The organism is Leucobacter sp. BZR 635 (genome assembly GCF_048061935.2).
In the GTDB taxonomy this organism is placed as follows: Bacteria; Actinomycetota; Actinomycetes; order Actinomycetales; family Microbacteriaceae; genus Leucobacter.
Genome location: NZ_JBLUNZ020000004.1, coordinates 98,985 through 121,286, shown reverse-complemented (window position 1 = coordinate 121,286; position 22,302 = coordinate 98,985). Strand labels below are relative to the sequence as shown.

The 22,302-nt window shown below is 66.4% G+C and carries 26 protein-coding genes; 11 read left to right on the top strand and 15 right to left on the bottom strand.

Translation table 11 applies throughout. The annotated features are described in order from the left end of the window. Positions 1-65: 65 nt before the first annotated feature. Positions 66-524 (bottom strand): winged helix-turn-helix transcriptional regulator, encoded by a 459-nt coding sequence (locus ACI1US_RS00770; RefSeq protein ID WP_461637347.1) that lies wholly within the window; start codon positions 522-524, stop codon positions 66-68. Positions 525-649: 125 nt separating this feature from the next. On the opposite strand from ACI1US_RS00770, the gene ACI1US_RS00765 reads away from it, so the two are divergent. Together ACI1US_RS00765 and ACI1US_RS00760 are read left to right on the top strand one after the other, a co-directional pair. Further along, positions 650-1,012, top strand: coding sequence for a DoxX family protein (locus ACI1US_RS00765; RefSeq protein WP_461637345.1), 363 nt, complete (start codon positions 650-652; stop codon positions 1,010-1,012). Positions 1,013-1,392: 380 nt separating this feature from the next. Next, a complete protein-coding gene (locus tag ACI1US_RS00760) occupies positions 1,393-2,730 on the top strand; it encodes an NAD(P)-binding domain-containing protein (protein ID WP_461637432.1) in 1,338 nt (445 codons plus the stop codon). A gap of 229 nt (positions 2,731-2,959) precedes the next feature. Here the strand turns inward: ACI1US_RS00760 and ACI1US_RS00755 are convergent, their stop codons facing one another. Further along, entirely contained in the window at positions 2,960-3,694 is a 735-nt protein-coding gene (locus ACI1US_RS00755; protein WP_461637343.1) for an NADPH-dependent F420 reductase, read from the bottom strand. Further along, positions 3,691-4,860 (bottom strand): LLM class flavin-dependent oxidoreductase, encoded by a 1,170-nt coding sequence (locus tag ACI1US_RS00750; RefSeq protein ID WP_461637341.1) that lies wholly within the window; start codon positions 4,858-4,860, stop codon positions 3,691-3,693. The genes ACI1US_RS00755 and ACI1US_RS00750 overlap by 4 nt, the downstream gene beginning before the upstream one ends. 95 nt (positions 4,861-4,955) lie before the next feature. Here ACI1US_RS00750 and ACI1US_RS00745 point away from each other — a divergent pair, with 95 nt between their 5' ends. Together ACI1US_RS00745 and ACI1US_RS00740 are read left to right on the top strand one after the other, a co-directional pair. Next, positions 4,956-5,357: a winged helix-turn-helix transcriptional regulator gene (locus ACI1US_RS00745; RefSeq protein ID WP_461637339.1), complete on the top strand. Its 402-nt coding sequence runs from the start codon at positions 4,956-4,958 to the stop codon at positions 5,355-5,357. Between the two features lie 99 nt (positions 5,358-5,456). Beyond that, on the top strand, positions 5,457-8,144 hold the full coding sequence (locus tag ACI1US_RS00740) for a M1 family aminopeptidase (protein ID WP_461637337.1): 2,688 nt from the start codon (positions 5,457-5,459) through the stop codon (positions 8,142-8,144). Between the two features lie 81 nt (positions 8,145-8,225). On the opposite strand, the gene ACI1US_RS00735 is transcribed toward ACI1US_RS00740, so the two are convergent. The 4 genes from ACI1US_RS00735 to infC form a co-directional block, all read right to left on the bottom strand. Further along, a complete protein-coding gene (locus ACI1US_RS00735; protein WP_461637335.1) occupies positions 8,226-9,026 on the bottom strand; it encodes a TrmH family RNA methyltransferase in 801 nt (266 codons plus the stop codon). A gap of 89 nt (positions 9,027-9,115) precedes the next feature. Beyond that, positions 9,116-9,502 (bottom strand): 50S ribosomal protein L20, encoded by a 387-nt coding sequence (gene rplT, locus ACI1US_RS00730; RefSeq protein WP_042542475.1) that lies wholly within the window; start codon positions 9,500-9,502, stop codon positions 9,116-9,118. Between the two features lie 39 nt (positions 9,503-9,541). Beyond that, positions 9,542-9,736 (bottom strand): 50S ribosomal protein L35, encoded by a 195-nt coding sequence (rpmI, locus tag ACI1US_RS00725; RefSeq protein ID WP_059058853.1) that lies wholly within the window; start codon positions 9,734-9,736, stop codon positions 9,542-9,544. Positions 9,737-9,824: 88 nt separating this feature from the next. Then, positions 9,825-10,427: a translation initiation factor IF-3 gene (infC, locus tag ACI1US_RS00720; RefSeq protein WP_416549745.1), complete on the bottom strand. Its 603-nt coding sequence runs from the start codon at positions 10,425-10,427 to the stop codon at positions 9,825-9,827. A gap of 248 nt (positions 10,428-10,675) precedes the next feature. On the opposite strand from infC, the gene ACI1US_RS00715 reads away from it, so the two are divergent. From ACI1US_RS00715 to ACI1US_RS00705, 3 genes are all read left to right on the top strand, one after another. Next, positions 10,676-11,071 carry a DUF1844 domain-containing protein gene (locus tag ACI1US_RS00715; RefSeq protein WP_416549744.1) on the top strand — a complete coding sequence of 132 codons (396 nt, stop codon included), beginning with the start codon at positions 10,676-10,678 and terminating at the stop codon, positions 11,069-11,071. Positions 11,072-11,203: 132 nt separating this feature from the next. Further along, positions 11,204-11,983: an AzlC family ABC transporter permease gene (locus ACI1US_RS00710; protein ID WP_461637332.1), complete on the top strand. Its 780-nt coding sequence runs from the start codon at positions 11,204-11,206 to the stop codon at positions 11,981-11,983. Then, positions 11,980-12,300, top strand: coding sequence for a branched-chain amino acid transporter permease (locus ACI1US_RS00705; protein ID WP_461637330.1), 321 nt, complete (start codon positions 11,980-11,982; stop codon positions 12,298-12,300). Before ACI1US_RS00710 ends, ACI1US_RS00705 begins: the two co-directional genes overlap by 4 nt. Positions 12,301-12,563: 263 nt before the next feature. Here the strand turns inward: ACI1US_RS00705 and ACI1US_RS00700 are convergent, their stop codons facing one another. Then, complete coding sequence (locus ACI1US_RS00700; protein ID WP_461637328.1) at positions 12,564-13,199, bottom strand: QsdR family transcriptional regulator; 636 nt, start codon at positions 13,197-13,199, stop codon at positions 12,564-12,566. A gap of 191 nt (positions 13,200-13,390) precedes the next feature. Between ACI1US_RS00700 and ACI1US_RS00695 the strand changes: the two genes are divergently transcribed. The 3 genes from ACI1US_RS00695 to ACI1US_RS00685 are packed head-to-tail and all read left to right on the top strand — an operon-like array spanning position 13,391 to position 15,869. Then, the gene (locus ACI1US_RS00695; RefSeq protein WP_461637326.1) at positions 13,391-14,614 is read left to right on the top strand and encodes an acetyl-CoA C-acetyltransferase; all 1,224 of its coding nucleotides are present in this window, start codon (positions 13,391-13,393) and stop codon (positions 14,612-14,614) included. A 53-nt stretch (positions 14,615-14,667) separates the two neighbouring features. Beyond that, positions 14,668-15,417: an SDR family oxidoreductase gene (locus tag ACI1US_RS00690; RefSeq protein ID WP_461637324.1), complete on the top strand. Its 750-nt coding sequence runs from the start codon at positions 14,668-14,670 to the stop codon at positions 15,415-15,417. Next, on the top strand, positions 15,414-15,869 hold the full coding sequence (locus ACI1US_RS00685) for a MaoC family dehydratase (protein ID WP_461637321.1): 456 nt from the start codon (positions 15,414-15,416) through the stop codon (positions 15,867-15,869). Before ACI1US_RS00690 ends, ACI1US_RS00685 begins: the two co-directional genes overlap by 4 nt. Positions 15,870-15,920: 51 nt before the next feature. Here the strand turns inward: ACI1US_RS00685 and ACI1US_RS00680 are convergent, their stop codons facing one another. From ACI1US_RS00680 to ACI1US_RS00650, 7 genes are all read right to left on the bottom strand, one after another. Continuing rightward, positions 15,921-16,808, bottom strand: a complete 888-nt coding sequence (locus ACI1US_RS00680) for an SseB family protein (RefSeq protein WP_461637319.1) — start codon at positions 16,806-16,808, stop codon at positions 15,921-15,923. 14 nt (positions 16,809-16,822) lie between these two features. Then, positions 16,823-17,572 (bottom strand): bifunctional 1-(5-phosphoribosyl)-5-((5-phosphoribosylamino)methylideneamino)imidazole-4-carboxamide isomerase/phosphoribosylanthranilate isomerase PriA, encoded by a 750-nt coding sequence (priA, locus tag ACI1US_RS00675; RefSeq protein ID WP_461637317.1) that lies wholly within the window; start codon positions 17,570-17,572, stop codon positions 16,823-16,825. Next, positions 17,569-18,240, bottom strand: coding sequence for an imidazole glycerol phosphate synthase subunit HisH (gene hisH / locus ACI1US_RS00670; RefSeq protein WP_461637315.1), 672 nt, complete (start codon positions 18,238-18,240; stop codon positions 17,569-17,571). The genes priA and hisH overlap by 4 nt, the downstream gene beginning before the upstream one ends. Then, positions 18,237-18,845, bottom strand: a complete 609-nt coding sequence (gene hisB / locus ACI1US_RS00665; RefSeq protein WP_416549748.1) for an imidazoleglycerol-phosphate dehydratase HisB — start codon at positions 18,843-18,845, stop codon at positions 18,237-18,239. Before hisB ends, hisH begins: the two co-directional genes overlap by 4 nt. A 10-nt stretch (positions 18,846-18,855) precedes the next feature. Then, positions 18,856-19,680: a cytochrome c biogenesis CcdA family protein gene (locus tag ACI1US_RS00660; RefSeq protein WP_416549750.1), complete on the bottom strand. Its 825-nt coding sequence runs from the start codon at positions 19,678-19,680 to the stop codon at positions 18,856-18,858. A 9-nt stretch (positions 19,681-19,689) separates the two neighbouring features. Beyond that, entirely contained in the window at positions 19,690-20,499 is an 810-nt protein-coding gene (locus ACI1US_RS00655; RefSeq protein ID WP_461637313.1) for a DsbA family protein, read from the bottom strand. 301 nt (positions 20,500-20,800) lie between these two features. Then, positions 20,801-21,259: a LysM peptidoglycan-binding domain-containing protein gene (locus ACI1US_RS00650; RefSeq protein ID WP_461637311.1), complete on the bottom strand. Its 459-nt coding sequence runs from the start codon at positions 21,257-21,259 to the stop codon at positions 20,801-20,803. A gap of 289 nt (positions 21,260-21,548) precedes the next feature. Between ACI1US_RS00650 and lexA the strand changes: the two genes are divergently transcribed. After that, the gene (gene lexA / locus ACI1US_RS00645) at positions 21,549-22,211 is read left to right on the top strand and encodes a transcriptional repressor LexA (protein WP_461637309.1); all 663 of its coding nucleotides are present in this window, start codon (positions 21,549-21,551) and stop codon (positions 22,209-22,211) included. Positions 22,212-22,302 lie beyond the last annotated feature (91 nt).

Genomic DNA, 22,302 nt, shown 5'->3' with positions numbered 1-22,302 from the left:
GATTCTCCCACCTTCCGGTGTGCCCCGGAAGCTACGACCCCCTTGAACGATGAAGCGCCCGAACCCTATGACCGAGCCGGGCGGTCGCCCTCCTGTGCGAGGTCGTACTCGTCACGGAATGCGACGATCTCCGTCTGGTGCGTCGAAGCCCACTGCGCGAGCGCCATCACCGGGTCGATGAGCGTGCGCCCGAGCGGCGTCGCCTGGTACTCCACCCGCGGCGGGATCTCGGCGTACACCGTGCGCTGCACGAGTCCGTCGCGCTCGAGCTGTCGCAGCGTGAACGTGAGCATCCGTGCCGAAATGCCCGGCGTCATGCGCTTGAGCTCAGTGAAGCGGTACGGGCCGTGCTGGAGCATCCCGATGAGCATCATGCTCCACTTGTCGCCCACTCTGCTGAGGATCGAGCGAAACACCTCTGCTTGATCCCCCTCGACCGCGCAAATCACCTGCATGCAAACGTTGTCGGCAGACTCGTTCGGCGCTGTCTGCTGTTGCCGCATCACGGTTCCCCTGTCGCTCATTGTTGCCTCGAAACTGACCCCGGTTACACGCGGGTAACTCGGTCACGTTGCAGTGCCTGACCCCTCGTGGTCGATACTTACTCACTGTACCTCAGTTACCAATAGTTACCTTTGGAGTTCGATTCGTGCTTGTCCTTACTGTCATTACCTGGGTGCTCTCCGGAGTGCTCGCCCTCATGTTTCTCATGGCTGGCGGCATGAAACTCGCGAAGCCCCTCGCAGAAATGCCGATGGCCACGCTGCAGGCATTCACCCCGGCGCAGGTGAACCTCATCGGCGCCGCAGAGGTACTCGGCGCGGTGGCGGTCATTGCGGCACCCCTCACCGGCTTCGTGCCGGCGCTCGCCCCGATCGCCGCAATTGGCCTGGCACTGATCCAATTTCTCGCAATCTTCGCCCACAAGAAGCTCGATGAGCCGTTCGCCAAGAACGTCGTACTCATGCTGCTCGGCCTCGCCGTCGCCACACTCTGGATCATCATCCTGTAGCTCGTTCGGCTCATTCCCGGGCGCTCGCACGCACCGAGAGCACCCCGCCGCCGTCACGGGCCGCGCAATCGCATACCGCGAGAGCGCGGCCCGTTTGTGCGCAAAACCCCCAGATCACCCTGCTTTTCCTACATTCTTTCTACACAAATGCTATGGTTGGAAGGTTGCTAGCCGACGGATGGTTGAGATTGGGAAATCTCCTGTCTGCGCTTCGCAACGCGGTGCGGCCACCCGGGCCCGCCCAGTAGCACGGTTGTCAACAACCGATGCGGCGGTCAGGCGCGCCCCAACGCGCGCCTGTGCGCCACAAATGAGTGAGGAAGTGTAGTGACGTGAGCGAGAAGAAACGAGTAGCAATCATTGGGGCGGGCCCGAGCGGAATGGCCCAGCTTCGAGCATTTGAGTCAGCGGAGCGGCAGGGCATCGAGATCCCTGAGCTTGTCTGCTTCGAGAAACAGTCGGACTGGGGCGGTCAGTGGAACTACTCCTGGCGCACCGGACTCGACGAGTACGGCGAGCCCGTCCACTCGAGCATGTACCGCAACCTCTGGTCGAACGGCCCAAAGGAGGGCCTCGAGTTTGCAGATTATTCCTTCGATGACCACTTCGGGCGCCCGATCTCGTCGTACCCTCCCCGCGAGGTGCTGTGGGATTACATCGCAGGCCGGCTGAAGCAGAGCGACGTGCGCAAGTACGTTCGCTTCACGACCGTGGTGCGGTTCGTCTCGTTTGATGAGACGACCGAGCTATTCAGCGTGACGAGTGAGCATCTGCCCACCGGGGAGACAACCACCGAGACCTTCGACCACGTCGTGGTCGCGAGCGGGCACTTCTCCTTCCCGTTCACTCCCGAGGTGGACGGCATCGAAACGTTCACCGGCGTCATCACGCACGCCCACGACTTCCGCGGCGCGGAGTCGCTCGGCGGCAAGGACGTGCTCGTCGTTGGATCCAGCTACTCGGCCGAAGATATCGGCAGCCAGGCCTACAAGATGGGCGCGCGCTCGGTCACCGCGAGCTACCGCACCGCCCCCATGGGCTACGACTGGCCGAAGGGCTTTGAAGAGCGCCACAGCGTGGAGCGCTTCGAGGGGAACACCGCGTTCTTCCGCGACGGCTCATCCAAGCACGTTGACGCGGTAATCTTCTGCACCGGCTACGTCCACAAGTACCCGTTCCTGCCGCGCGAGTTCGCGGTTTCCGGACCGAACACGGTGTACCCCGAGCGGCTGTACCGCGGCGTCGTCTGGCACGACAACCCGGCACTCTTCTATGTCGGCGCGCAGGACCAGTGGTTCACGTTCAACATGTTCGACACGCAGGCTTGGTACGTGCGCGACCTGATCCTCGGCACCGCCGAGCTGCCCTCCGAGGGTGAGCGCAAGCGCTCGATGACGGTGTGGCAGAACCGCTACGCGAAGACCCCCACGAACGCACCCGACCAGATTCGTTACCAGGCGGACTACGTGCGCGACCTCATGGACGCGACCGATTACCCCACCTTCGATATCGACGAGGTCAGCGACATCTTCATTCGCTGGACGAACGACAAGCGCAAGGACATCCTGGGCTACCGCGACATCTGCTACCGCTCAGTCATGACCGGCACGATCGCGGCGACGCACCACACGCCGTGGATGGAGGAGCTCGACGACTCGCTCGAGCGATACCTCTCCCCTGGCAACCCGAGCCGAGAGCGCGCGGGGCGCAGAGGCTAGGCACCAGACTGCCCCACCCCCAACCCCCGTTTAATCGATTCTGAGTCTTGCGAGTGCCTCGCAAGACTCAGAATCGTTTAATGGGGTCGGGAAGGACGGCGCTGGGTGCGTGGGTGCCCGGGCACAGGCCCCATCGGCCCATCGGCCCGAGTCAGGTCTCTCCCCCATTCTTTCCGCCCCTATTAATTGGTTCCGGCCCCAGCTAGCCCTGTGCAAGGGTCGGAATAGATTAAACGGGGGTTGGGGCGGTGGCCGAGGTAGCCGCTAGGGCCGCGACCGCCTCGCGCAGACGGTCGGCCACATCGGCGGCACCGAACGAGCCCGCGAAAATTTCCGAGCCAGGTTCGAGTGCGCGCCCCGCGGCGAGCGGGGTCACAGGGTGCACGTCGAAGCCGAGACTACTCACGAAACCGGCGACTGCCTCGGCTGCCTCGCGGTCGTCGGAGGCCGCGGCGAGCGCCCGCCTATCAGCTACGCCCTCCTCGCGCCGATCGGACTCCATCTCGTGATACCCGATGTGGTTGAGCGCCTTCACGACCCGCGCGCCCACGAGGTGCCGCGCCACAGCCTCACTGGTGCTCGCCGCCCCAGCGAAGAGTTCCGGCAGTGCACCGTCGGTCGGCTCCCAGTGGTTCATCGCATCGATGACGATGCGCCCGCGCAGCATTTCCGGGTCAAGCGAGGCGAGCTTCGGGAGCGGGATCGATAGTACAACGAGTTCGCTTCCCTCGACCGCTTCGGCCGCGGTCGCGACGGCGACGCCGGGGGCCATGATCTCGGTGATAAACCGCACCGGCTCCGGGCCCCCGGAGCCCGCGATAGTCACCTCGTGTCCGGCGTGCAGCGCGGCTCGGGCGATTGCGGTGCCCACCTTACCAACGCCGAGGATCGCAACGCGCCTCACAGCAACACCGCTCACAGCAACACCGCTCACAGCAACACCGCCCGCAGCAATGCCGCTCACAGCGCGTCCGCCTCGGGCTGAGCGTTCATGCCGGGTTGCCCGTTCAGACTGCCCTGACCGGCACCACTCCCGATTGCGGATTCCGCCGGGGCGGCCTCACTCACAGGCCCGAGCGGGTTCGGCACGATCGCAGGTTCGGCCCCGAGCTCGGCATCGACGAGCGGCTTCACCCGCGTCCCCAGCAACTCGATTGAGCGCAGCAGGTGGCGCTGCGGGAGCCCAAGGAAGTCCATCTGCAAGAACTGGCGCGAGTGCCCCATGGCCGCGTGGAGGCGAATGATGCGCTCCGCGATCTGCTCGGGCTCGCCGACGAACAGCGCGCCGCGCTCGGCGTCGACCTCGAAGTGCTCGCGCACGGGCGGCGCGAAGCCGCGACGCTGGCCGATGTCGGCCATGGTGCGGTACCAGGTCGGCCAGAACGTATCGCGTGCCTGCTTGTTCGTCTCGCCGATGAACCCGGGGTTGCCGACCGAGATGAGCGGCTGCCGGCTCGTTGCCGGCCCTGCCTGCCAGGCCCGGCGGTAGAGCTCGGCGAGTGCCTTGAACCGCGCCGGGTCTCCCCCGAGGATGCCGTATGAGACCGGCAGCTGCAGCTGTCCTGCGCGAACTGTCGAGTTGGGGCTGCCGCCGGTGCCGAGCCAGATCGGCAGCGAGCCCCGGTCGGGTCGGGGCACGACGAGCTGCTCGTCGAGGGCGGGGCGGACGGTGCCTGACCAGCTCACGCTCGGCGACTCGTTGACCTTGAGCAGCAGCTCGAGCTTCTCGCTGTAGAGCCGGTCGTAGTCTTCGAGCTTGTAACCGAAGAGTGGATACGATTCGATTGAGGATCCGCGCCCAGCCGTAATCTCTGCCCGGCCGCCGGAGAGCGCGTCGAGCGTGGCAAACTGCTGGAACACGCGCACGGGATCGTCGGTGCTCAGCACGGTCACCGCACTTCCGAGTCGGATGCGCTTCGTTGCCGAGGCGGCTGCCCCGAGCACGACTGCGGCGGCGGAGGCAGGCATTTCTTCGGTGTGATGCTCGCCAATGCCGAAGAACTCGAGCCCGACCTGGTCTGCGAGCACGATCGCTTCGAGGAGGTCGCGCTGTGCCTGGGCGGTGCTCGCGAGCTTGCCCGTCGCGGGATCCGCTGCCTGGTTACCGAAACTGTAGACGCCCAGCTGCATGCTGTTCTCCTCCGAGGTAGTGCTGTGTAGTTACAACTCTCGGGCACTCATGCGCCGCACTCAATTCCCAGGTTAGCCACTTACCATTAGTAAGCATGAGTCCCACTGCCCTCGCCCCAGCCTCCCCCGCTCCCGCCAACCACAACAGCCCGCACGCGATCGACGACGCTGAGTGCAGACTGTTTCGAGAGGCGGCCGAGCTCGCCGGCCGCAAGTGGACGGCCGCGATCCTCCTCGCACTAGCCCGCGGGGCAGAGCGCTTTTCCGAGCTACACGCGAGCGTCGACGGCATCTCCGATCGGCTGCTCGCCGCCCGGCTGCGCGAGCTCGAGACCCAGGGACTCGTCACGCGCACCGTGATCCCGAGCACACCGGTGCAGATCCGCTACGCTCTCACAGACTCCGGTGCCGAGCTCATCGCGATCCTGCAGCCGCTCGTGCGCTGGGCGAAGCGCTCGGAGAAGCGCTCGGAGAAGCGCCAAGCACTGTCAGGCTAACCACGCACCACACCGGGCTGTTCACAAACCTCGCCTAACTCGGTAGGTTGGAGGAACCCTCCCAATTACTCGCTGCGCCCCTCAATGTTGAAGGACAATATGCCACATCTCCGCCCTGGAAGCGCGGCACGCTCGCGCCGTCCGCTTGCCACTACCCTCGCCCTCGCCCTCGCGACCGGCATGCTGACACTGCCTGCACAGGCGGCGTTTGCCACCCCCTCAGGCGCCCCACCAACCGGCGCGATCGACGGCCCGCAGACCGCGGGCGACAGCGTCTTCCCCAACGTCGGCAACGGCGGCTATGACGCGCTCAACTACGACGTCGCTCTCGCTTGGTCGCCGGATGAGACGCAGAACGAGGCACTCCTCTCGGGGAGCATCGACGCGGCGAGCACCACGATGACGGCGCGGGCGGATCAGCCGCTGCGATCCTTCTCCCTCGACTTCGAGGGCATGCAGATCGATTCCGTAACCGTCAACGGCGAGGTCGCACAGTGGGAGCGCATCGTCGACCCCGCAGCTATCAAGCACAAGCTCGTGATCACCCCCGCGGAGCCGGTCTCGGGCGAGTTCACGGCGACCGTGAACTACCACGGCGTCCCAGTCACTCACATCGACACGGACGGCTCCGCCGAGGGGTGGGGCCGCACCACGGACGGCGCGATCCTCCTCGGCCAGCCCGTCGGCATGATGGCCGGCTACCCGCACAACAACACCCCCGGCGACAAAGCCACATACACGTTCACCGTGGATATTCCCAGCGTGCTCGCCGCGGCAGACGGCTCGAACCCCGGCACCGCAGCCGCCGTGAGCAACGGTGAACTCGTCAGCCGCACCCCATCGGCCGACGGTACTCGCACCACCTGGGTGTGGCAGCAGAATCAACGGATGGCGTCTGAGCTCGCCCTCGTCGGCATCGGGCGTTACGACATCTTGGAGTCCGAGATCACACTCAGCGACGGGCGAAGAATTCCGAGCTGGTCGTTCATGGATTCGCAGTTGCCCGCAGCCGACAAGGCGGCCGTCACGAACCGGGTTGCGCAACTCGAAGAAATCACCCAAAACCTCGAGCGGGTATACGGCCCTTACCCCGGCAACAGCACCGGAGTCGTCGTCGACAGCGTGCCGAGCGAAATCAACTACGCGCTCGAAACACAGGATCGCTCGTTCTTCCCGTCCGCGGGATCCGTGGCGGGCAACACCCTCATCCACGAGCTCGCGCACCAGTGGTTCGGCAACAACGTCTCACCGAGCACGTGGACCGACATCTGGATCGCCGAGGGCATGGCGAGTTGGATGCCGACGCATTACAACAGTGAGGCTGGCTTCGGGGCACGCAATAGTACCGAGGCAGTTTACTTCGCGTCTTGGAGTGTAACCCCGGAAGGTTCAGAAGGCTGGAATATCGCTCCGGGTGTACAGACTTCCTCCGTCGACATCTACGGCTACCAGACCTACACACGCAGCGCACAGTTCTGGGAGGCCCTGAAGATCGCGATTGGCGACGAGGCATTCTTCGATCTGCTCCGCCAGTGGCAGGATCGGTTCGCCGGCCAGAGCGTGAACGGCGACGCGCTCAAGTCACTCGCTGAGGAGCTCTCTGGCCGCGACCTCACCGCGCTCTGGCAGGACTGGATCCTCACCCCCGGCAAACCCGCCTGGCCCGAAAAGCTCACCGCGAGCCTCACTGGCCCGACGAATGCAGCGCCCGCAGGCCGCGGCGACGAGTTGAGCTTCACCCTCACTGCGAGCAACACCGGCCTGGTGCCGCTCGCGACTTCCGTCGTGACGGTCGACGTCGCCTCGCTGCTCGGCAGTGCGGACCTCAGCGAGCCGCTCCCCGCTGGCCTCACCCTCTCGGACGCGACACTGAGCTGGGCGATCCCTGCCACGGATCCCGGTGCGACCGCGACCGTGAGCTTCGGGGCGCAGGTAAAAAACACCGCGTCGGGCGGCACGATCGACGCGAGCGCGCGCGTCGCAACCCTCGGCGGCACCTGCTCCGAATGTTCGGCAAGCATTGCCGTGCGTGAGGACCTGCTCTCCCCAGCTCCCGCGCCCACAATTGCGGGCAAGACGCAGGTCGGAGAAACGCTCACCGCGCACGCCGAGGGCTGGCCTGCAGACACCTCGTTCGCCTACGAGTGGGCGATCAGCGAAACCCCTGTCGCTGGCGCGACCGGGGCCACCTTCGTGCTCCCGGAGAGCGCGGTCGGGAAGGCCGTGACGGTCACTGTCACCGGAACGAAGCCAGGATTCCTGGCGACTCCCGTGACGAGCGCCCCCACAGCGAAGGTACAAGCGAAGCAGACAGACCCGAAACCTGACCCCCAGACTGATTCGGGTGAGACAGCCCCAACGCAGCCAACGCTCGCGGACCTCACTGACGCGCTCAAGGGCAAGATTACGCTGCCCGCTGTCGCGAAGCCTGGCGAACGCATCACGGTGGGGATCCACAGCGAGCGCGCAGGGGAAAAGCTCGAGGCCTGGCTCTTCTCGGTGCCCCGTCACCTCGCAACGGAGACCGTCAGCGCCCAGGGCAGCATCGGGCTGACGATCCCCGCGGATGTAGCGCTTGGCGAGCATAAACTCGTCATCGCGAACTCCGATGGCAGCGTTATCGGCTGGGCTCCGATCACGATCGAGGCAGCCAGCACAGGTGGAGCGTCGCCGCTTGCGGCATCCGGTGCCCCGCTCCCCGCGCGCGGCGGCGCGTTCGGCGCGCTCCTGCTACTCGGAGGTGCCGTCGCGTTCGCTGCACGACGCCGCTCGCACAACCGCGTCTAAGACGAGCCTGGCCTGCCCAGTTCCTGAGGGAGTTGGGCAGGCCAGGCGAGTGCGTCTGCGGGCCAGCGCCCACAGCAAGATCTAGGCGCGCTGCGCGAACGCGGTCTCGTAGAGCAGCACGCTTGCGGCGGTCGCGAGGTTCAGCGACTCTGCCGCGCCATAGATCGGCAGCTTGAGCGAGCGGCCGATGATCTCCCGCTCCGCCTCGTCGAGCCCACGGGCCTCGTTGCCGAACACCCAGGCGATCTTGCCGGTGAGCTCGCCGCGCGCCTGCTCGAGCGAGTCGCCGCGCACGTCGGCTGCGATGGTCTCGAGCCCTGCGGCGCGGGCCGCCTCCACGACCTCGGTGAGCGACGCCGCGGTGGCCACGGGCAGGTGGAAGATCGAACCGGTTGTGGATCGCACGACCTTCGGGTGCCACGGGTCAATCGACTCCCCCGCGAACACGACGGCGTCGGCGCCCGCGGCGTCCGCGGCGCGGAGCACCGTTCCCGCGTTGCCGGGATCCCGCACCTCGTGCAGCACGGCAACGAGCTTTGCGCCGGCGAGCGCCTCGGCGAGGCCGATCTGGGGAATGTGTGCGACCGCGAGCACGCCCTGCGGCTGCACGGTCTCGGCCATCGCGGCGAGCACCTGTGGGGTGACACGGTCGATCCGCACACCTGCGTCAGATGCGAGCCTGTCGATCTCCTGCTGCCATGCCTCGCTGCCGGTCGTCGCGTAGACCACCTCGGCAAGGCCGGGGCGGTACGTGAGGAGCTCGCGCACCGACTGCGGCCCCTCGACGAGGAACTGTCCGACCTCCAGGCGACCCTTCTTGCGGGCGAGCGATGCGACGCGCTTCACGCGCGGGGCCTTGGGGTTCTCGATGAGTTCAGTCACGGGTCAAGACTACCCGTGGGCTGCCACCCGAAAACCCAAAAACCCCGCCGCCGCACAAGTGCGGGGCGGGGTTTCTTGGAGAACGCTACTTACGCAGCAACCTTCGGTGCCGAGGTGTCCTCGGGAAGAGCCTTCTTGGCAACCTCAACGAGCGTCGCAAACGTCGCTGCGTCGTTGGTCGCGAGCTCCGAGAGCATGCGACGGTCAACCTCAACACCTGCGAGGCCGAGGCCCTGGATGAAGCGGTTGTAGGTCAGGCCGTTGGCGCGTGCACCAGCGTTGATGCGCTGGATCCACAGGCGACGGAAGTCACCCTTGCGCTTGCGACGGTCGTTGTACGCGTAGACCAGCGAGTGAGTGACCTGCTCCTTGGCCTTACGGTACAGGCGCGAACGCTGTCCGCGGTAGCCCGAGGCGCGCTCAAGGATTACGCGACGCTTCTTGTGGGCGTTGACGGCCCTTTTTACTCTTGCCATTTCAGTTCTTCCTTAACAGAGATAAGTTGTGGGGCCGGCTTAGAGGCCGAGGAGCTTCTTCGCCTGCTTCGCATCGCCCGGAGCGAGCACCTGGTCGGCGTTCAGGCGGCGCTTACGACGCGAGGACTTGACCTCAAGGTTGTGGCGCATGCCGGCCTGCTGCTTCATCAGCTTGCCGGAGCCAGTTACCTTAAAGCGCTTCTTGGCCCCCGAGTGGGTCTTCTGCTTTGGCATCGGTTTTCTCCTTGTTGTGGTGCACCGCCGGGGCGGCTGCGTCATGGGCGCGCGGCGGATCTTGCGATCCCCGCACAGCCACGGGTCTTTATTCGGCGGTGGTGTCTTCTGCCGGCTTCTCAGCGCGGCGACTCGCCTTCTCCTCAGCGCGGCGAGCGTTCTGCTCTGCCTTCGCTTCGGACTTGTTCTTCACTGGGGCGATGACCATCACCATGTTGCGGCCATCAATCCGAGGGTTGGACTCGACAGTGCCGTACTCGGCAATGCCTTCTGCGAACTGCTGCAGCAAACGCACACCCTGCTCCGGGCGCGACTGCTCGCGACCACGGAAGAGGATCATTGCCTTCACCTTGTCACCCTGCTCGAGGAAGCCGATGGCACGCTTGACCTTGGTCTCGTAGTCGTGCTTATCGATCTTCAGGCGGAAACGCACCTCTTTGAGGATGGTGTTCGCCTGGTTACGGCGTGCTTCCTTGGCCTTCTGAGCTGCCTCGTACTTGAACTTTCCAAAGTCCATGATCTTGGCAACGGGAGGCTTTGAGTTCGGAGCGACCTCAACGAGATCGAGATCCGCCTCCTGGGCAAGGCGCAGTGCCGTATCGATCGGCACAACGCCGACCTGCTCGCCACCGGGTCCTACCAGTCGCACCTCGGAAACGCGGATTCGGTCATTCGTACGGGGCTCGCTGATCGCCTACTCCTCTGATCTCATGTGATTAAGTCTGCTCGACGGTGTCGAGGCTCACGGAAATGAGATCGGGAACGCAGGCGTACCCACACCCTTAAGCTGTCACATCAAATGCGACGGGGTGCCAACTACCCGATAACCTTAAGAGGTGCCGGGTGGGAGAATCTCCTCTTCCGTAGCACCGGCAATAGTTTGCCGATAACCTCGAGAAGCTTAGCACACTGAGCGATAGAAAGACAGGGACGCTGTTTATGAGCGAGCAGAACGCCGACGCGGCATCGCAGACCACCGATCACGATGCAGTTTACCCGGAGGGTGACGAGGCGACGCAGGCCGTGCGCGACATCGCCGATGTCGCCGCAGTCGAGGTGATTACGACCGCGGCAGTACACCTCCTCAGCGCCGCAGCGGTGAAGGTCGGCCTCGCCGACGATCCCGACAGCCAGATCGACCTCGATGAGGCGCGCAAGCTCATCAACGCGCTCGCCGGGCTCATCACCGCAGGCGCACCCGAGATCAGCGACATGCACGCGCGGAGCCTCCGCGACGGCCTGCGCTCGGTGCAGCTCGCGTTCCGTGAGGCCTCGCCGATCCCCGACCCGATCGGCAAGGGCCCGGGCGAGAAGTACACAGGCCCTGTGAACTAACTCGCTCGTCACGACAGCGCACGCGGCATCCGCCCGCGTGCGCTGCCGTGTTTTCGGGACGCGGGGACACCGTTCCCGTCACAAACTGGCACCGAGCTTCGCCAGCGGCCAGCGATGCGACAGAATGGGCCCATGGCCACCTCCCTTCCGCCCGCGGCACGAAACGGGTGGGCCTCGCAAGCCGCCAAGGGCGTGCGAGATTCTCTCGGGGTCGGGATCGCTATCTTCCCGCTCGGAATTGCGCTCGGCATTCTGGTGGTGCAGGCAGGGCTGCCGATGTGGGTTGCGCCGGCGCTCTCGATCGTGATCTTCGCGGGTTCAGTAGAGCTCCTGCTCGTCAGCATGCTCGTCACTGCGACCCCGCTCATCACGATCGCAGTGACTGTCTTTGCCGTGAACTTCAGGCACGTGTTCTACGCGCTGTCTTTTCCGATTTCTCGGGTGCGACCTGGCGCAGCCCGCGCTTACTCTGTGTACGCACTCATCGATGAGGCCTACGCGACCTATGTGTTGATGCCCCCGGAGAAGCTCACGAGCGCGCGAATCGTGACCGGTCAGCTCATGATGCAGCTGTACTGGGTCGGCGGCGGACTGCTCGGGCTCGCGATTGCGAGCGCACTGCCCGCTCCGATTGAGGGCTTTGAGTTCGCTCTCGCAGCAACGTTTACCGTGCTCACGCTCGACGCAGTGCGGTCGAAACGCGAGGTACCGTCGGCCCTACTCGCGGGCCTCGCTGTCGCAGTCGCGCTCGCGGCTTTTCCCGGCAACAGCATGCTCGCGGCGCTCGTGTGCTTCGCGGCGCTGCTCGCGGTGCGCTACGCGGTCATCGCGCGGCGAGAGCGGGAGCAGGAGCAGGGGCGCGATCAGATTCTGGATCAGCACCGACAGCGTGAGCAGGAGGGCGAAGCATGACCTGGTATCTCATCGCGGCGATCGGCATTGCCGGGCTCATCACGCTGGCGCTGCGTGCGCTCCCGTTCGCCGTGCTCAAACCACTGCGCCGCTCGAAGTTCGTGCGCTCGCTCGGCGAGTGGATGCCCGCGGGGATCCTGCTGATCCTCGCGGTCGTCGTGCTCCGCGACGAGATCGCTGCGCGGGGATCGCAGTGGTGGATGGTGCTCGCGGCAACCGCCGTCACGGTAGCTGTGCACCTGTTCGGCGGGCGGCGTGCCCTCTTGAGCATCGCTGCCGGCACCGGCTGCTATGTCGCGCTGGTGAATCTCCTGTAGTGCGGGGGCGGGACACGCGCTACTGACGCTGCTCTTCGCGTCCGAGGGAGAACGCCGGATCCCCGAGCCACGGCCCGCGCCAGCCGTGCCCTCACGCAACCACCCAGCAGGCCGCCGCACCTGCCTCCCAAACCCCCCGTTTAATCCATTACGACCCCTTTTCGGCCTGGGCAGGGGCCGGTCTAGATTAATCGGGTCGGGGAGGATGCACGGGGCGGGAGCACGCGCGCGGCGTAGCGGCACGAGCCCGCGGCGGGCTGGACCTAACTATCGACGCGCAGCAGCAGCCGGAACGCCGCGTGGGCCCGGTCGACGCTCGGCTCGTCGCCTGAGATGAGGTCTGCGTACGAGAAGGACTCGGACACCCGCGCCAGCAGGTAAGCAAGGCCAGCGGGGTCGATCGCGCCCCCGAGGGGCGCCTCGCCGAGCTCTCGCCGCACGAGCCACTCCACCGTCGCGGTGTAGCGGCGCTGGATCGGGCTCTCCTTCGTGGTGAGCAGCCGCAGCGCCCGCGCCGGTTCTCTCCGGAGGAAGGTGCGGAAGTAGGTCGCGGTGATCAGGCCATCGACGAAGTCGGTGAGGATCGCCACTACCCGGGGCGCCCCGGCGAGGTCTGCCGAGGCCTGTTCTGCCTGCACGAAGGTCGGCACCGCAAGCGACCACAGCACCTCACTGAGAAGCGCGTCGCGGTTTCCGACCCAGCGAAACAGGGAGGTGCGGTCGACGCCGAGATCGGCTGCGAGCTCCCCCATGCTGATGCGGTCTCCGGCGATGAACGCTTCGCGGGCACCGTGAAACGCTCGCATCGCGTCGTCGCGAGTATCGAGCCGGTCTGAGAGGAGAGAGGGCGCCGCAGCGAGGCCAACCTGAGCGATTGGAGCGCCCACTGTGCTGTTCATCCGATTACTCTATCCGGCCGCTGTGGCCTTGATGCAACATTCCAGAAAACAGTGTGCACATTCTCAAAAATGATGCATACTGGTGTCGATCGCCGGAGATCATGCGGCCGATCGGAAGAGCAGCTGATCCCGTCGGCAGCATCGAAGCTGCACGACATGCTCATCCCAACGCCCACTCACTGAGGAGCACCATGTCAGAGGCCTACATCGTTTCCACCGCGCGCTCACCGATCGGCCGGGCCCGCAAGGGCTCACTCGCCTCACTCCGCGGCGATGACCTCGCCGCCCGCATGGTGCAGGCCGCGCTCGACCAGGTGCCCGGGCTCGATCCCACCCGGGTCGAGGACATCCTGCTCGGAACCGGCTCGCCCGCCGGTGAGCAGGGCTTTAACATCGCGCGGATCGTGTCGGTGCTGCTCGGGCTCGACACTGTCCCCGGCACCACAGTGAACCGCTACTGCTCATCATCGCTGCAGACCACGCGCATGGCGTTCCACGCGATCAAGGCCGGTGAGGGCGACATCTTCGTCTCCGGTGGCGTAGAGATGGTGAGCCGGTACACACAGGGCAGGGCCGACGCGACCCCCGACGTTGCGATCGAGAATCCGGTATTCGCCGAGGCGAGAGCACGGGGCCAGGCACGCACCGAGGCGGGCTCGCCAATTTGGGCAGACCCACGCGAGTCAGGAGACCTCCCCGACCCGTACATCGCGATGGGCCAGACTGCCGAGAACGTTGCCCAGCTCCACGGGATCACCCGCGACGAGCAAGATGCCTTCGCTGTTCGCTCGCAGCAGCGCGCCGAAGCCGCGATCGCTTCCGGCTTCTGGGAGCTCGACATCACGCCCGTCACGCTCGCCGACGGCACTGTCGTCTCCGCTGACGACGGGCCCCGCCCTGGCACGACCCTCGAGGCACTCGCGGGCCTCGATCCCGTGTTCCGGCCGGACGGCACCGTCACCGCCGGCAACTGCTGCCCGCTCAACGACGGCGCCGCGGCGCTCGTTGTGGTGTCGGGGCGGATCGTCGACGAGCTCGGCCTGCAGCCACTCGCCCGGATCGTCTCGACCGGCGTGAGCGGCCTCTCCCCCGAGATCATGGGCCTCGGCCCAGTTGAGTCGTCACGACGCGCCCTCGCGCAGGCGGGCCTCGCGATCGACGACATCGACCTCGTCGAGATTAACGAGGCCTTTGCTGCGCAGGTCATCCCGTCGGCACGCCAGCTCGGCATCGACGAGGACCGCCTGAACGTTCACGGCGGCGCGATCGCAGTCGGACACCCCTTTGGAATGACCGGTGCCAGGATCACCTCGACGCTCATCAATGGGCTCAAGGCAACCGGCGGCCGCTACGGCCTCGAGACGATGTGCGTTGGCGGCGGCCAGGGCATGGCGATGGTGCTCGAGCGCCTGTAGCCTCTCGCACGATCCCGCGCATCTCATCCACCCGACGAAAGGACACCCACCATATGACTCGCATCGCTATCGTGACCGGAGCCGCCCGCGGCATCGGCGCCGCGACCGCCCTCCGCCTCGCACGCGACGGTCACGCAGTCGCCGTGCTCGATCTCGATGAGGCCTCCTGCTCCGACACCGTCGCCGCGATCACCCAGGCCGGCGGCCGCGCGATGGCTGTCGGCGCGAACGTCGCCGACAGCGGCGCGGTTCAGGCCGCTGTCGCCCGTGTCACCGAGGAGCTTGGTGCGCCCACGATCCTCGTGAACAATGCGGGGATCATCCGCGATAACCTGCTGTTCAAAATGACCGAGGACGACTGGGACTCGGTGCTCGGCGTGCATCTGCGCGGCGCATTTCTCATGAGCCGCGCCGTGCAGCAGCACCAGGTCGAGGCCGGCTGGGGGCGGATCGTCAACCTCTCAAGCACCTCCGCCCTCGGCAACCGCGGCCAGGCAAACTACGCCGCCGCGAAGGCCGGGATGCAGGGCTTCACGAAGACCCTCGCGATCGAGCTCGGGCGCTACGGCGTCACCGCCAACGCGATCGCTCCGGGGTTCATCGTGACCGACATGACCCGCTCGACGGCCGAGCGCGTCGGCGTCCCGTTCGACGACTTCGTGGCCCACTCGGTGGCTGATATTCCGGTCGCACGCGCGGGCGCGCCAGAGGACATCGCGAACGCGGCGGCGTTCTTCTGCTCGGAGGAGGCGGGCTTCGTCTCAGGTCAGGTGCTCTACGTCGCCGGCGGGCCGAGGGCATGAGCGTGAGGATCCCCCACCCCTCGGCGCTTCCCGAGGCCGTCGGGCAGTCCGCGACCGGTGAGTGGCTCCGCATCGATCAGGATCGGATCACAGCGTTCGCGGAGGCCACCGGCGACCACCAGTGGATCCACCTCGACGCGGCGCGAGCCGCGGCCGGGCCGTTCGGCGCGACAATCGCCCACGGTTACCTCACGCTCTCACTGATCCCGCACCTCGCGGCGGGCCTCATCGCGGTTGAGCAGGTCGCGATGGCGGTCAACTACGGCCTCGACCGGGTGCGGTTTCTCACGCCGGTCATCGTGGGTTCCCGACTGCGCGCGCGGGTCGAAGTGGTCTCAGCTGAGGAGAGCCGCCAGGGCTGGCGGATGAAGACGAGCACGACAATTGAGATCGAGGGTTCCGAGCAGCCCGCGCTCGTCTCCGAGAACATCGCGCTCTACGTAGCCGAGTAGTGTCGCTGGCGCCCCGCCGGCCCCGGGTGCCCGGCCGCGGGGCCAGCGGCACTACTCAGCGAGGCGAGGCACGAAGCGCATCGAGTCGACGCGCTCCGCGATGATCGCGTCGCTCGCCCAGCGCTGCTGCAGCCGCGTCAGCATTTCGGTGAGGCCGTCGCGGTCGAGGCCTTCCTCGATGAGCAGGTGCACCTCGGTTTCGGGTGCGGTGAGATCCCCCGCTGGGTCTCCCGGGAGCAGCGCGAGGGCGCGCAGAGACTGCTCGCCGGCAGCGGCGAGGAGAAACGCGGATCGCACCTCTGGATCAGCCCACGCAGGTGCACGCGATTCACCGAGAGCGACGGCCTCAAGCTCAGGCCTTCGCACCCCGAACTGGGTGTCGGGCGAGCCCGGGTCGATGATGATGAGGTCAGTGCCCTCTTGCGCCGCGGCAACCGCTGCCTGCGGCCCGGGAACCGGGATGGGCCGTGACCCTGGGTTCCACCGCTGCATCGCCTCCACCGAAGAAAACACGGGCATCACGCGCCGCCCGTCGGGGCTCGCGACCGTCACGATCGACAGCTCCTGAGACTTCTCGACGATGCGGCCGTCTGGCGTCTCGCCGAGCTCACCGGCTTCGGCAAGCAGCGGCACGAGCAGCCGCGAACGCGACAGCTCTCCGAGCACCGTCCGTCGGAGCCCCGCGAGTGCCTCGATCGATGCGGGATCCGCGCCGCCGGCCCGATAGGCCTCCCCCGCGGTGCGCAGCGCAGCAATTGCCGCACCGAGCGCCTCGGGCGTCGCCCCGTCGTCGTCGGCAAACGCCGTCTCGTGGTGGTCGAACGTGCGACCGGCCCACGGGAAACCAGCCGAGTCTGCGTCGCCGCCGGCCACGAGGCTCTCGGGCACACCCGTCGACCGCGGGGTGTCCCCCGTCGACGGAAGCTTCTTGATCGCCATCTTGGCCCTCGACGCTACCTTCCCGCGACGTCGAGTGCGGCGGGCAGCGTGAACGCGCCGTCGTACAGCGCCTTACCGATGATTGCGCCCTCGACGCCGTGCGACACGGCCTCGCGGAGCGCTGCGATGTCGTCAAGGCTCGAGATGCCGCCCGAGGCGATCACGGGCCGGTCGGTGCGGGTGCACACCTTCTTCAGGAGCTCGACGTTCGGTCCGCCCATCATGCCGTCCTTCGTGACGTCGGTGACGACGTAGCGCGGGCAGCCGGCCTCTTCGAGACGCTCGAGCACGTCCCAGAGGTTGCCGCCCTCTTCGGTCCAGCCACGCGCTGCGAGGGTCTCGCCGCGCACATCGAGGCCGACGGCGATCTGCTCGCCGTAGTGAGCGATGACCGCGCGGGTCCACTCGGGGTTCTCGAGAGCGGCCGTGCCGAGGTTCACGCGGGCCGCGCCCATCTCGAGTGCGGCTTCGAGGCTCTTGTCGTCACGGATCCCGCCCGAGAACTCGATCTTCACGCGGTTTCCCGCGCGCGCGATGATCTTGCGTGCAATGCCGACGTTCGAGCCGCGGCCGAAGGCAGCGTCGAGGTCGACGAGGTGGATCCACTCCGCGCCCTGCTCGATCCAGTCCATTGCCGCGTCGACGGGGCTGCCGTAGTTCGTTTCGGTTCCGGCCTCACCCTGGGTGAGCCGCACAGCCTTGCCGTCGACCATGTCGATCGCGGGAAGCAGCTGCAGTTTCGGGCTCGTCGCAAGCTCGGTCATCGGTTCTCCTTGGTGGTACGTGTGGGGGTAAGCGAGGCAATCCAGTTGCGCAGCAACGCGATGCCGGCCTCGCCTGATTTTTCGGGGTGAAACTGTGTTGCGGTGAGCGGACCGTTCTCGACGGCGGCGACGAACGGCTCGCCGTATGCCGACCAGGTCACCTTGGGTGCGAGCGCCGGGGTGCGGCCCTCGAGGGTCCACTCCGTGGCAGCGTTCGAGTGCACAAAGTAGAAGCGTTCGCTCTCAATGCCGCGGAAGAGCACCGAATCTGCGGGTGCGGTGACCGTGTTCCAGCCCATGTGCGGAAGCATCGGCGCGTTCAGCTCACGCACCGTACCAGGCCACTCGCCGAGCCCCTCGGTGGTGATGCCCCGCTCGATGCCCTCGTCGAACATCACCTGCAGGCCGACACAGACGCCGAGCACGGGGCGGCCGCCCGCGAGCCTGCGCCCGATGAGTTCGTGGCCCTGGATCGCGCGCAGCTGCGCCATCACCGCGTCAAAAGCGCCGACGCCCGGCACGAACAGCCCGTCGGCGTCGAGCACACGCTGCGGGTCGCGCGTGAGTTCGACCTCGGCTCCGGCGCGCACGAGTGCCTTTACTGCTGAGTGAACGTTGCCCGAACCGTAGTCGAGCACAGCGACGCGCGGAGCATCGCTTCCGGTCACAGTGCTCCCTTAGTGGAGGGAATGCCGGTCACGAGCGGATCCTTCGCCTTCGCCGTGCGGAATGCGCGCGCGAACGCCTTGAACTCAGCCTCCGCGATGTGGTGTGGATCGCGGCCCTCGATGAGCTTGAGGTGCACCGACAGGCGGGCGTTCAGCGTGAGCGCCTCGAAGAAGTGCCGCACCATCGATCCGGTGTAGTGGCCGCCGATGAGGTGGAACTCGAAGCCCGCGGGCTCGCCGGAGTGCACGAGGTAGGGGCGGCCCGAGATATCGATGACCGCTTGCGCGAGCGCCTCGTCGAGCGGCACGAAGGCGTCTCCGTAGCGCGAGATGCCGCGCTTGTCGCCGAGCGCCTCGAGGATCGCCTGTCCGAGGAGGATCCCAGTGTCTTCAACCGTGTGGTGCACGTCGATATGCACGTCACCCTCCGCGCGGATCGTGAGATCGGTGAGCGAGTGGCGGGCGAACGCCGTCAGCATGTGATCGAAGAAGGGGACACCGGTGTCGATGTCGGCCTCACCGGTTCCGTCGAGGTTCAGGCTCAGGCGAATGGAGGACTCACTGGTGGCGCGCTCAAGTGTCGCGATCCGTGCAACTTCGGTCATGTCCTCGATCCTACCGCGCCGCGTCGGGGGCGTGCTGCCTGCGGCGCAGGCGCACGACAAGCCACACCACAAGACCGACCGCTGCGGCAACGCCGAGCACCACGAGGTTCGAGACGCCCGCGGTGGCACGCATCACGCCGGCCTCGAGTTCGGCTTGGGCGCTCGCATCGAGCACGCCGCTGAACTTCTGTGCCCCGTCGGTGGCGAGCATGAACACGCCCACGGCGATCGTGATGATCCCGGCGATGACGTTGGACCAGGCGTTCCGCCAACGGCCGATCACGAGCTCGCGGGGGCGGAGCAGCTTCTTCACCCCGGGGATCCGGTTCCACACCAGCGCGAGCAGTGCGAGCGGCACCGTCATGCCCGCGGCGTATAGCAGCATCGTGAGCCCACCCATGAGGGCGTTCCCCCCGAATGCGGCCATGGCGAGCACCGCCCCAAAAACGGGACCAGCGCACCCACCGGCGAGGCCGTAGACCGCGCCGAGGCCGTACACGGATGCGACTGAGGTGCCCTTCGCGCTCTGCTGTTTGGTGAGCGTCGGGATGGGAATGCCAAGCAGCATCACGACGCCGAGCACGATGACGAATACGAGCACGACCGTCATGAGGCCGCTGCGGTGCGACGCCACCCAGGCTCCGAGGGTGCCGGCGAGCAGCCCGAGCGGCACGAGTGAGGTCGCGAGCCCGAGGAAGAACGCGCCCGTGCGGGAGAACAGCTCCGCCGGGCTATGAAAGGCGTAGGCGAAGAAAGCAGGCAGCACCATCACCGAGCATGGGCTCAGCAGGGCGAGTGTGCCGCCGAGGAACGCCCCGAGCAGGCTGAGATCCATGTGGGCGGGTTACTTCTGCTCTGCTGCGGCAACGGCGGCGTCGAGCTGCTCGCGGAAGGTATCGACGGGTTGCGCGCCGCTCATCACCTGGCCGCAGCCGGTGGTCGCGAAGAATGGTACGCCCGTGACGCCGATGCTCTGCGCTTCGGCGGTCTCCGCACGGACGTCAGCCTCGAACTTGCCACTTTCGACCGCCTCGGTGAACTTCTCGATGTCTGAAACACCCGCTTTCTTGGCGAACGCGACAAGCGTCGGGAGGTTGAACTCGCCGTTTGCGTCTTTTGCCGTTTCGGGGGCGTGGTACACCTCGTCGTAGAACTCGAAGTACTTGCCCTGCTCGCCCGCTGCACGTGAGGCGGAGGCGATGAGGATCGAGTTTTCGCCGCCGACGAGGGCAGCGTCGTGGATTTCGAGGCGAACCTTGCCGGTCTCGACGTACTCTTCGATGAGCACGGGGAGGGTGTCGCGCGAGAAGGAGGCGCAGTAGGGGCAGCGGAAGTCGGTCCACTCGTGGAGCACGACAGGGGCGTCGATGTCTCCAAGCGCGCGCGGGTCGCCTTCTTCGAGCCGGTCGACGACGGGGCAGCTCTGTGCGGCGGTGTCTGCGTCGGTGCCGCTGCCTGCGCCTGCGTTCCCGTTATTTTCGCCCTGCGAGGCGCTCGAGTCGGGCTTCGCGGCCCCGCGTCCCTGCAGCCCCTGGCTGCCGAGCGCTGCTACGAGCAGCAGCGAGACACCGGCAAGTATCACGGTCGCGAGACGCATCCGCCGGTATCGGCGTTCGAGGGACGGTCGGTCGAGAGCTTCAATCGGCTTCGGCATACCTTCGAGCCTAACGATCTTTGCTGACTGTGCTGACCAGCGTCACTCACCCCGAGAGACCGCCGAACATCGGGCGGGCGGAGCGCCTGCTGAGACAGAGCCTCCGGGGGTCCAGAGCCTCCGAGGGTCCAAAGCGGCAGGGGCGTCCAAAGTCTTCGGGGGGGGGCAGAGCGGCAGGGACAGCCAGATCGGCCGGGGCCGCAAGACCAGCCGGGGCCGCGAGGCTAACCGGTCAGCTCGCCCGCATCCCAACACCGCGCACAGGGTCACCGACCGCGCGCTATCGCCCGGAGGGACGGCGCTATCGCCCGGAGGGGACGAAGGTGAGGTCATTGCCTTCAAACCGCATGGGCACAGCGATCGAATCGCCTGCCTGCAGGTCGGACGCCTGCATCTGGTTGAGGCGGACGATCTCAGAGACCACCTCACGGGGGTCGCCCGTCGGCTCAAGCTCGGAGGCGATGCTCCATACCGAGTCGCCGGCCTGCACGAAGACATAGGGGAAGGCCTGCGTGCTCTCCGCGCTGTTGGCAATTGCCCCTGGGGCTGCGAACGCAGCAGCTACGCCGAGTGCAGCAGCAACCAAGACGGTTGCGAGAGAGCCAAAGACCACCCGGCCACGACGCGTGAGCCGAAGCCGGGGCTGCCCCGAACTGACCTGAGCAGTGGGTTCGCCCTGCGGGCGTGATCCCGACGCGGCAATGCGCGGGCTCACCGGGGCGTTCAAACGGAATGGGACGACATTCGCTGTAGCAGTCATGAGGAGTTCCTCTCTCGAGAGTATTCGAACCAACTCGAACACTCGAACATCTCTTTCGAATATATCTTCGAATGAAAGAAACCGCAACCGCAGTATTCGAATGAATATCGCGAGATTTGCTGCGACACTCGAACGAATGTTTGCCTCGCCTCGAATATCCGGGCTAGGGTTTCGAACAGTGAGTTCACCCAATCAGTGACCTCTGACATTCACGGCAACTCGCGGAAACATGCGGATCCACTCCGCTCACCACCCGCCGAGATTGACCGCACTACTGAGAGGACAAGCGATGAGCGACCTGAGCGCAGCACCGCGGAAGCCACTGACTGAGAAGCAGCAGGCGATCCTCGAATTCATTGCCCGCTCCGTAGAGTCTCGCGGCTACCCACCGAGCATGCGCGAGATCGGCGACGCTGTGGGCCTCTCCTCACTCTCGAGCGTTACCCACCAGCTCAGCCGGCTCGAGCTCGGCGGATACATTCGCCGCGACCCGAACCGCCCGCGTGCTCTCGAGATCCTCGTCGAGCTCGCGGTCACGAGCAGCGCGCTTGCGGACTCACCCACGACCCAGGCCCAGGAGACGGCTTACGTGCCACTCGTCGGCCAGATCGCGGCGGGCGTCCCGATCACCGCCGACCAGCAGGTTGAGGAGATCGTCCCGCTCCCCCGGCAGCTCGTCGGCGATGGGCAGCTCTTCATGCTGAAGGTGGTAGGCGACTCGATGATCGATGCGGCCATCTGCGACGGCGACTTTGTTGTCGTGCGCCAGCAGCGCGAGGCGGCAAATGGCGACATCGTCGCGGCCATGCTCGACGGCGAAGCGACCGTCAAGGTCTTCCGCCGCCGCGACGGCCACACCTGGCTGCTGCCGCGCAACAGCGCGTTCGAGCCGATCCTCGGCGACCACGCAGAGGTGCTCGGCAAGGTCGTCGCGGTCTTCCGCTCGGTCTAGCCCAGCGGCTTTCCTGCACGCTCCAGCCCGGATTCAGATCGGGGCTGGAGCGTTTTGCTGTGTCACGCGGCCGCGATCCGCCAGCGGCGCT

What these genes read in the sequence shown, in the direction of transcription:
- lexA (WP_461637309.1), top strand. Translation starts at nt 21,549, where the DNA reads ATGAGCGACCTGAGCGCAGCACCGCGGAAGCCACTGACTGAGAAGCAG.
- ACI1US_RS00740 (WP_461637337.1), top strand. Translation starts at nt 5,457, where the DNA reads ATGCCACATCTCCGCCCTGGAAGCGCGGCACGCTCGCGCCGTCCGCTT.
- ACI1US_RS00685 (WP_461637321.1), top strand. Translation starts at nt 15,414, where the DNA reads ATGAGCGTGAGGATCCCCCACCCCTCGGCGCTTCCCGAGGCCGTCGGG.
- priA (WP_461637317.1), bottom strand. Translation starts at nt 17,572, where the DNA reads ATGACCGAGCTTGCGACGAGCCCGAAACTGCAGCTGCTTCCCGCGATC.
- ACI1US_RS00710 (WP_461637332.1), top strand. Translation starts at nt 11,204, where the DNA reads ATGGCCACCTCCCTTCCGCCCGCGGCACGAAACGGGTGGGCCTCGCAA.
- ACI1US_RS00690 (WP_461637324.1), top strand. Translation starts at nt 14,668, where the DNA reads ATGACTCGCATCGCTATCGTGACCGGAGCCGCCCGCGGCATCGGCGCC.
- ACI1US_RS00715 (WP_416549744.1), top strand. Translation starts at nt 10,676, where the DNA reads ATGAGCGAGCAGAACGCCGACGCGGCATCGCAGACCACCGATCACGAT.
- ACI1US_RS00745 (WP_461637339.1), top strand. Translation starts at nt 4,956, where the DNA reads ATGAGTCCCACTGCCCTCGCCCCAGCCTCCCCCGCTCCCGCCAACCAC.
- ACI1US_RS00660 (WP_416549750.1), bottom strand. Translation starts at nt 19,680, where the DNA reads ATGGATCTCAGCCTGCTCGGGGCGTTCCTCGGCGGCACACTCGCCCTG.
- ACI1US_RS00760 (WP_461637432.1), top strand. Translation starts at nt 1,393, where the DNA reads ATGGCCCAGCTTCGAGCATTTGAGTCAGCGGAGCGGCAGGGCATCGAG.
- ACI1US_RS00650 (WP_461637311.1), bottom strand. Translation starts at nt 21,259, where the DNA reads ATGACTGCTACAGCGAATGTCGTCCCATTCCGTTTGAACGCCCCGGTG.
- ACI1US_RS00680 (WP_461637319.1), bottom strand. Translation starts at nt 16,808, where the DNA reads ATGGCGATCAAGAAGCTTCCGTCGACGGGGGACACCCCGCGGTCGACG.
- rpmI (WP_059058853.1), bottom strand. Translation starts at nt 9,736, where the DNA reads ATGCCAAAGCAGAAGACCCACTCGGGGGCCAAGAAGCGCTTTAAGGTA.
- rplT (WP_042542475.1), bottom strand. Translation starts at nt 9,502, where the DNA reads ATGGCAAGAGTAAAAAGGGCCGTCAACGCCCACAAGAAGCGTCGCGTA.
- ACI1US_RS00705 (WP_461637330.1), top strand. Translation starts at nt 11,980, where the DNA reads ATGACCTGGTATCTCATCGCGGCGATCGGCATTGCCGGGCTCATCACG.
- ACI1US_RS00770 (WP_461637347.1), bottom strand. Translation starts at nt 524, where the DNA reads ATGAGCGACAGGGGAACCGTGATGCGGCAACAGCAGACAGCGCCGAAC.
- ACI1US_RS00695 (WP_461637326.1), top strand. Translation starts at nt 13,391, where the DNA reads ATGTCAGAGGCCTACATCGTTTCCACCGCGCGCTCACCGATCGGCCGG.
- hisB (WP_416549748.1), bottom strand. Translation starts at nt 18,845, where the DNA reads ATGACCGAAGTTGCACGGATCGCGACACTTGAGCGCGCCACCAGTGAG.
- ACI1US_RS00655 (WP_461637313.1), bottom strand. Translation starts at nt 20,499, where the DNA reads ATGCCGAAGCCGATTGAAGCTCTCGACCGACCGTCCCTCGAACGCCGA.
- ACI1US_RS00700 (WP_461637328.1), bottom strand. Translation starts at nt 13,199, where the DNA reads ATGAACAGCACAGTGGGCGCTCCAATCGCTCAGGTTGGCCTCGCTGCG.
- ACI1US_RS00750 (WP_461637341.1), bottom strand. Translation starts at nt 4,860, where the DNA reads ATGCAGCTGGGCGTCTACAGTTTCGGTAACCAGGCAGCGGATCCCGCG.